The sequence below is a fragment of the Ruficoccus amylovorans genome, assembly GCF_014230085.1.
In the GTDB taxonomy this organism is placed as follows: Bacteria; Verrucomicrobiota; Verrucomicrobiia; order Opitutales; family Cerasicoccaceae; genus Ruficoccus; species Ruficoccus amylovorans.
In genome coordinates, this window is sequence record NZ_JACHVB010000015.1 from 1 (window position 1) to 6,096 (window position 6,096).

The 6,096-nt window shown below is 58.3% G+C and carries 8 protein-coding genes; 2 read left to right on the plus strand and 6 right to left on the minus strand.

What is annotated here, in order from left to right:
* Nucleotides 1-52: 52 nt before the first annotated feature.
* The 6 genes from H5P28_RS06080 to H5P28_RS06105 all read right to left on the minus strand — a co-directional run bounded on the left by H5P28_RS06080 (nt 53) and on the right by H5P28_RS06105 (nt 4,720).
* Nucleotides 53-967, minus strand: coding sequence for an IS3 family transposase (locus tag H5P28_RS06080; RefSeq protein WP_185673678.1), 915 nt, complete (start codon nt 965-967; stop codon nt 53-55).
* Entirely contained in the window at nt 961-1,227 is a 267-nt protein-coding gene (locus H5P28_RS06085; protein WP_185673679.1) for a transposase, read from the minus strand. Before H5P28_RS06085 ends, H5P28_RS06080 begins: the two co-directional genes overlap by 7 nt.
* A 50-nt stretch (nt 1,228-1,277) precedes the next feature.
* Entirely contained in the window at nt 1,278-2,342 is a 1,065-nt protein-coding gene (locus tag H5P28_RS06090) for a hypothetical protein (RefSeq protein WP_185674831.1), read from the minus strand.
* A 131-nt stretch (nt 2,343-2,473) separates the two neighbouring features.
* Nucleotides 2,474-3,409, minus strand: coding sequence for a substrate-binding domain-containing protein (locus H5P28_RS06095; RefSeq protein WP_185674832.1), 936 nt, complete (start codon nt 3,407-3,409; stop codon nt 2,474-2,476).
* Between the two features lie 79 nt (nt 3,410-3,488).
* On the minus strand, nt 3,489-4,364 hold the full coding sequence (locus tag H5P28_RS06100) for an integrase core domain-containing protein (protein ID WP_185674833.1): 876 nt from the start codon (nt 4,362-4,364) through the stop codon (nt 3,489-3,491).
* Nucleotides 4,365-4,378: 14 nt separating this feature from the next.
* Complete coding sequence (locus tag H5P28_RS06105; protein WP_185674834.1) at nt 4,379-4,720, minus strand: hypothetical protein; 342 nt, start codon at nt 4,718-4,720, stop codon at nt 4,379-4,381.
* 149 nt (nt 4,721-4,869) lie between these two features.
* Between H5P28_RS06105 and H5P28_RS06110 the strand changes: the two genes are divergently transcribed.
* Together H5P28_RS06110 and H5P28_RS06115 are read left to right on the plus strand one after the other, a co-directional pair.
* Nucleotides 4,870-5,136: a transposase gene (locus tag H5P28_RS06110; RefSeq protein ID WP_185673679.1), complete on the plus strand. Its 267-nt coding sequence runs from the start codon at nt 4,870-4,872 to the stop codon at nt 5,134-5,136.
* Nucleotides 5,130-6,044 carry an IS3 family transposase gene (locus tag H5P28_RS06115; protein WP_185673678.1) on the plus strand — a complete coding sequence of 305 codons (915 nt, stop codon included), beginning with the start codon at nt 5,130-5,132 and terminating at the stop codon, nt 6,042-6,044. Before H5P28_RS06110 ends, H5P28_RS06115 begins: the two co-directional genes overlap by 7 nt.
* Nucleotides 6,045-6,096: the final 52 nt, after the last annotated feature.

A 6,096-nucleotide genomic window follows, 5' to 3' on the forward strand; every position in this document is an offset into this window, starting at 1 on the left:
TGGTCGGCCCCCACTTTTCGTACCAGAGCGATGAGACGCTGGCTGGGTAGGATTATGTTGGTTGGGTTATGGTTTGCGGGAGTGCTTGGTGCAGTGAGCCCGTAGGGCGAACGGAGCCAAGCACTGCCTTGGTTTGATGCCAGAGTTTGGCAAAGGCGTCGGGGGATATAAAGCCCAAACGGCTGTGCGGATGCTGGCTGTTGTATTTGCGTCGCCAGTTTTCGATGACGACGCGCGCTTCGGTCAGGGAGAGGAACCACTCCTGCTTGAGGCACTCGTCCTGCAGGCGGTTGTGGAAGCTCTCCACGTGAGGGTTTTGCCAGGGCGAGCCCGGCTCGATGTAGAGGGTTTTGATGCGTTTGGATTCCAGGTAGTCCTTGGTCGCCGTAGCGATAAACTCCGGCCCGTTGTCGGAACGGATGTGCTCGGGAGCACCGTGCTTGGCGATGGCTTTGTCCAAGGCCGCGACGATGTCGGCTGACTTCAGCCCGCGAGCCACCGTCAGGCTGATGCACTGGCGGGTAAACTCGTCGATCAGACTGAGCACCCGCAGAGGCGCTCCATTGTCGGTGCGATCCGCCACGAAGTCCCAACTCCACACGTGCCGCGGATGCGTCGCCGCGGTCGGGATCTTGCCGGTGGACTTGCCCTGACGCCGTTGCCGGGGGCGCGGCGGCTTCACGCCCAGCCCTTCAGCCCGGCGTACCTTTTGTACCAGCTTGCGGCTGACCTGCCAGCCTTCGTTGGCCAGCAGCGCTCGTACGCGACGATAACCGTAGCGCGGGTTGGTCCGGCTCACCGCGATGATCGCACGCACGAGGCGAACCATCTTGTCGGTGGCGGTTTTAGCCCGGTAGCAGAAGCTCGACCAGTGCAGACGAAGATACCGACAGGCGGCCCGTAACGAGCACGTTCCCGACTCGGCCACCTCGCGCACCGCTTCGCGCTTGTGCCCCGGGCTTACCATTTTTTTGCGTTTACCTGCTCCAGTACTTTGATGTTCAAAAGCTGGTCGGCCACCAGTTTCTTCAGCTCGGCGTTCTCGCGCTCAAGCTCCTTCAGACGCTTCACATCGCGCAGCTCCATCTGTCCGTACTTGCTCTTCCAACGATGGAAGCTCGCTTTGCTCACATTGTGCTCGCGGCAAACATCGTCCACGCTGCGGCCTTCGTCTGCCTCGCGCAGGAGCGCCACGATTTGCTCTTCGGTGTATCTCTTTCGTTTCATACTTCTGGTCGGGTTCTACCCGCCAGGGTCTCAAACGCAATGGTACGATTCTAGGAGGTCACGCCAGCCGCCTCATGGCGGATATGCTCCAACTGGCGGGGTATGAACGCGAGAGCCTCGTGGTCTTTGAATCGGTCGGCGGCGTAGAGAATAGCCGGCATCAGGTATTCCTGACAGTACGCGTAGCGGATCCTGGTGTCGCCGCCGATACGGATCAGGCGACCGTCGTCGAAAATCATGTTTCGCACGACTTTCCACAGATCCTGCTGATGATGGTAGAGACTTTCGGGGGCGGGGAGGCCGAGGGCTTTCAGGTCGTTGTGAAGGAAAGCCGCATTGCTCAAACAGATGACCATGTAGCCGACATTCAGATAGCCGTGATGGTCCAACGCGTAGTGCGGGAAAAAGTTAGCGCCGATGTGGCGTTTGCAGATGGGCTTTCCAGTGACGACCCGTGGGTCATCGGCATCGGCGGGGATGCTGACTCCATTGATGAGAAAGGTGTGGGCCCGCTCCTGCCAATCGGCCGCGTGCGGATGGTCGGGGTAAAGAACCGAGGCCCGCCAAAGCAGGGAGCCGTTCCAGATATTGGACTCTGGGTGGTTCCCATGCTCGTGCTCCCAGAGGGTGGCGCTGATGCGTGTTTCGAGCCGTCGGTCGCGGTAATCGGTCAGTAGCCAGTCGGCTTCGCTGCACAGTAGCTTGCGGATAGTCGCCTGGTCGGCGTCGGACAGGTGTGGCTCCAGTAGCTTCAGCGCGAACATCATGCGCTCCGTGCCCAGTGCGCTGATCCAGGTGTGTCCCCATTTTGTGTTGTCGGTGCAGGTCAGCGGGCCGGTGTGATGGCTGGCGAGGTTGAAACGCAGTGCAGCCAGCGCGCGTTGCAGCGCCCAGTCTGTGTACGGGAAATCGATCTTGTCCCCAAGACAGGCCAGTGTCGCGAGGGTGGCGGCGTATTTCTGCTGGGTCTGTACTCCCCATCCGTTGTACCCTGTGCTGTAGGTCCCCATCGGCGATTGGCCGGAACGGGTGGGGAACTGGGTCCAGTCGTTTTCAGCGGCACGTGCCCAACGCGCGATGAGTTCAAGTGCAGTCTTCGAGGGAGATTCTGACATATTACATGACAACAAACGCCTTGCGCTCGTCCGGGGGCAATCATCGCGGTGCGTTAGCCTAACACACCGACTGAAGAATGAAGCCGCCGGGGGGCAGCACGGAGTCTTCCGCCGGTGGGAATCTTCCGGTTTTATTTCCCGGTTCTACGTCTGCCGGGCTTGTGCCCGTGACGCTGGGGAACATTCGGTCCGTCGCTCCAGGAACATTCAACCATAACGATTTTTGGAATAGCCGGGAGTCCGTAGCGGTGGTGGTGCAATTGCTCCGCCACGAGGTCAACCGCAGCAGCTCCGAGGGCGTCCATGTGGTGGTTGACCCCTGCAGCAGGAGAGGCGAGCCCGGCCGTGTTGATCAGCGCATATGCGCACGCTTGCGGGATTGGGATGCCGTTTTTGCGTAAAAGCTCCGCAGCATCCGCCCAGCCGATGAGCGCATCCGGGCGATACTGGTGAAACCAGGCGAGGAAACGCCGGTCGTCCCACTGTTCGAGCACGAGCGGTGGAATAATGTCGAAGCCGGCAGGGGCGGGGGTGGATTGCCGGGCGAGGAAGCTGGCCAGCCACATGCCCTCCGTGCGCAGGTTGGATTCGACGGAAAGGGCAAACCCGATCCGCCGGTAACCGCGTTCCCTCAGTTCATCCCAAGCCAGGGAGAGCGCTTGGTACTGCTGGCTGCAGGCGCGATGCAGGCGCGGCTCCTGAAGCGAAAAACCGCAGGTGGCGGCGGCGAAGTGTTCCCAGCCCAGATTGGGAATCATCGTACAGGACTGGGGCTGAGGGCCGACGATGACACCGCGAATGCCGCGATTGCGCAGAATACTGCCGAGGCGTTTAGCAGTCATGTTTTTCTCCTTGAGCCAGTAAGGCTGTAGTTGAAAACCGATACTATGAGCATGGACCTGAGCACCGGTGTAAAGCTCGGTATAGGCGGGAGAATCTTGCCAACCGTCGCGGGTGGACTCGGACGTGATCCAGGCGATAGTCTCGGGCTGTGCAGTTCGGTTCAGGCGTAAGTGCCCCATGAGACGGCTGACTTCCGGATCGGGGCGGTAACCGTGGGGTCCCAAGCAAAACGCTAATCGTCACGATTCTCAGTTTTTAGCTTTCAAACCGAGGTCTCACGCATTGTTGCTTATCGGGTCATTTTTACGCTGAGAGTTCGACCTCCTGTTTGTTTTCGGGTTGGGACTCGCGAAAATAATAGTTCAGCAAGCCTCCTAGCCGTTCACTTTTACGAATAGCTGAGGATTTATCGGGCTTGGCGGGCGAGTATGGAAAAGGGATCAAATTGTTCAAACCCTGATGGTTGCGTTCGTGGTGATAGTGCTCAACGTAGTTTTCGACGGCTTTTCGCAGGGATTTTTCACCGAGAAAAATGAGGTGATCGAGGCATTCGGTTTGCATGGATTTGACGAAGCGCTCGGCGTAGCCGTTTTGCTGGGGTGTGCCAATTCGGGTCTGGATGATCTTAATTCCGGAGCTTTTGAGCGTCTTGCGAAATGTCTGGGTATAGAGCGGGTCGTGGTCGCAGATGAAGTATTTCATGCCATTAAGAATCCCGTCCTCAGCATCGGTTAAGTTTCGGGCAACCTGTTCCATGACGCAACCGTCGGTTTGGCAGCCGATGTGCGCGATATGGACCTGGCGTTTGGCCAGCGACATGACAAAGAATACGTGAAAGCGGACCAGTCCTCGTAACGTCCAAACCTCGACGTTGAGAAAATCGGCAACGGCCATCACGTCCATGTGGGAACGCACGAAAGTTTTCCAGTTGGATTGCTTTGCGCGTTCGGGAGCGGGGAGGATACCTGCGGCGCGAAGAATGTTGCCCACCGTCGTATCGCTGACGGTGTGTCCAAGATTTTCCAGTGTGCCTTGGATTCTGCCGTAACCCCAGTCGGGATTCTCTTCGGCAAGCTTCACACAAAGTTCTCGAATGATCGCCATTTCCTTTTGGCGTTCGGTTTGAGCGTGCCGCTTCGCCGTGTATTTGGCGGCAATGAGCCTGCGGTGCCAAGCCATCAGCGTGCTTGGCGTCACGAGATTCGCATACTCCTGAAGAGTTGCCCAGCCGAGTTTCTTCCCCTTTTAGCTAAACTGCGACGTTGGGCGTTGGTCAGGTCTAGCGTCTTGCCGGTGGCGTCAAACTGCTGCTTGAGGATGCGGTTTTCCTCAAGCAGATAATCGATGACCTGCTGTTGCTTCCGTTTCATCCAGCCTGCGATGGCTGATAGGAGAATGATAGTCTGAGTCTTCAGAGAGGAATTTTCTATAATCCTCCAAAATGCTGTCAATCGGCATGTTCTCCCTACTGATTCAAAAAGTGAAGGGTACACGGCTTCCATAGCTCCTAGCCATTTACTAATCAGTTTGGCCATGTCATCAGCGTGCTAGGCGTCACCAGATTTGCATACTTCCGAAGAGTCTCCCATCCGAGTCTCTTTTTCTTCTTTTGCTAAACTGGCGTGACCTCCTAGAATCGTACCATTGCGTTTGAGACCCTGGCGGGTAGAACCCGACCAGAAGTATGAAACGAAAGAGATACACCGAAGAGCAAATCGTGGCGCTCCTGCGCGAGGCAGACGAAGGCCGCAGCGTGGACGATGTTTGCCGCGAGCACAATGTGAGCAAAGCGAGCTTCCATCGTTGGAAGAGCAAGTACGGACAGATGGAGCTGCGCGATGTGAAGCGTCTGAAGGAGCTTGAGCGCGAGAACGCCGAGCTGAAGAAACTGGTGGCCGACCAGCTTTTGAACATCAAAGTACTGGAGCAGGTAAACGCAAAAAAATGGTAAGCCCGGGGCACAAGCGCGAAGCGGTGCGCGAGGTGGCCGAGTCGGGAACGTGCTCGTTACGGGCCGCCTGTCGGTATCTTCGTCTGCACTGGTCGAGCTTCTGCTACCGGGCTAAAACCGCCACCGACAAGATGGTTCGCCTCGTGCGTGCGATCATCGCGGTGAGCCGGACCAACCCGCGCTACGGTTATCGTCGCGTACGAGCGCTGCTGGCCAACGAAGGCTGGCAGGTCAGCCGCAAGCTGGTACAAAAGGTACGCCGGGCTGAAGGGCTGGGCGTGAAGCCGCCGCGCCCCCGGCAACGGCGTCAGGGCAAGTCCACCGGCAAGATCCCGACCGCGGCGACGCATCCGCGGCACGTGTGGAGTTGGGACTTCGTGGCGGATCGCACCGACAATGGAGCGCCTCTGCGGGTGCTCAGTCTGATCGACGAGTTTACCCGCCAGTGCATCAGCCTGACGGTGGCTCGCGGGCTGAAGTCAGCCGACATCGTCGCGGCCTTGGACAAAGCCATCGCCAAGCACGGTGCTCCCGAGCACATCCGTTCCGACAACGGGCCGGAGTTTATCGCTACGGCGACCAAGGACTACCTGGAATCCAAACGCATCAAAACCCTCTACATCGAGCCGGGCTCGCCCTGGCAAAACCCTCACGTGGAGAGCTTCCACAACCGCCTGCAGGACGAGTGCCTCAAGCAGGAGTGGTTCCTCTCCCTGACCGAAGCGCGCGTCGTCATCGAAAACTGGCGACGCAAATACAACAGCCAGCATCCGCACAGCCGTTTGGGCTTTATATCCCCCGACGCCTTTGCCAAACTCTGGCATCAAACCAAGGCAGTGCTTGGCTCCGTTCGCCCTACGGGCTCACTGCACCAAGCACTCCCGCAAACCATAACCCAACCAACATAATCCTACCCAGCCAGCGTCTCATCGCTCTGGTACGAAAAGTGGGGGCCGACCA

What these genes read in the sequence shown, in the direction of transcription:
- H5P28_RS06090 (WP_185674831.1), bottom strand. Translation starts at nt 2,342, where the DNA reads ATGTCAGAATCTCCCTCGAAGACTGCACTTGAACTCATCGCGCGTTGG.
- H5P28_RS06085 (WP_185673679.1), bottom strand. Translation starts at nt 1,227, where the DNA reads ATGAAACGAAAGAGATACACCGAAGAGCAAATCGTGGCGCTCCTGCGC.
- H5P28_RS06105 (WP_185674834.1), bottom strand. Translation starts at nt 4,720, where the DNA reads ATGGCCAAACTGATTAGTAAATGGCTAGGAGCTATGGAAGCCGTGTAC.
- H5P28_RS06100 (WP_185674833.1), bottom strand. Translation starts at nt 4,364, where the DNA reads ATGGCTTGGCACCGCAGGCTCATTGCCGCCAAATACACGGCGAAGCGG.
- H5P28_RS06115 (WP_185673678.1), top strand. Translation starts at nt 5,130, where the DNA reads ATGGTAAGCCCGGGGCACAAGCGCGAAGCGGTGCGCGAGGTGGCCGAG.
- H5P28_RS06080 (WP_185673678.1), bottom strand. Translation starts at nt 967, where the DNA reads ATGGTAAGCCCGGGGCACAAGCGCGAAGCGGTGCGCGAGGTGGCCGAG.
- H5P28_RS06110 (WP_185673679.1), top strand. Translation starts at nt 4,870, where the DNA reads ATGAAACGAAAGAGATACACCGAAGAGCAAATCGTGGCGCTCCTGCGC.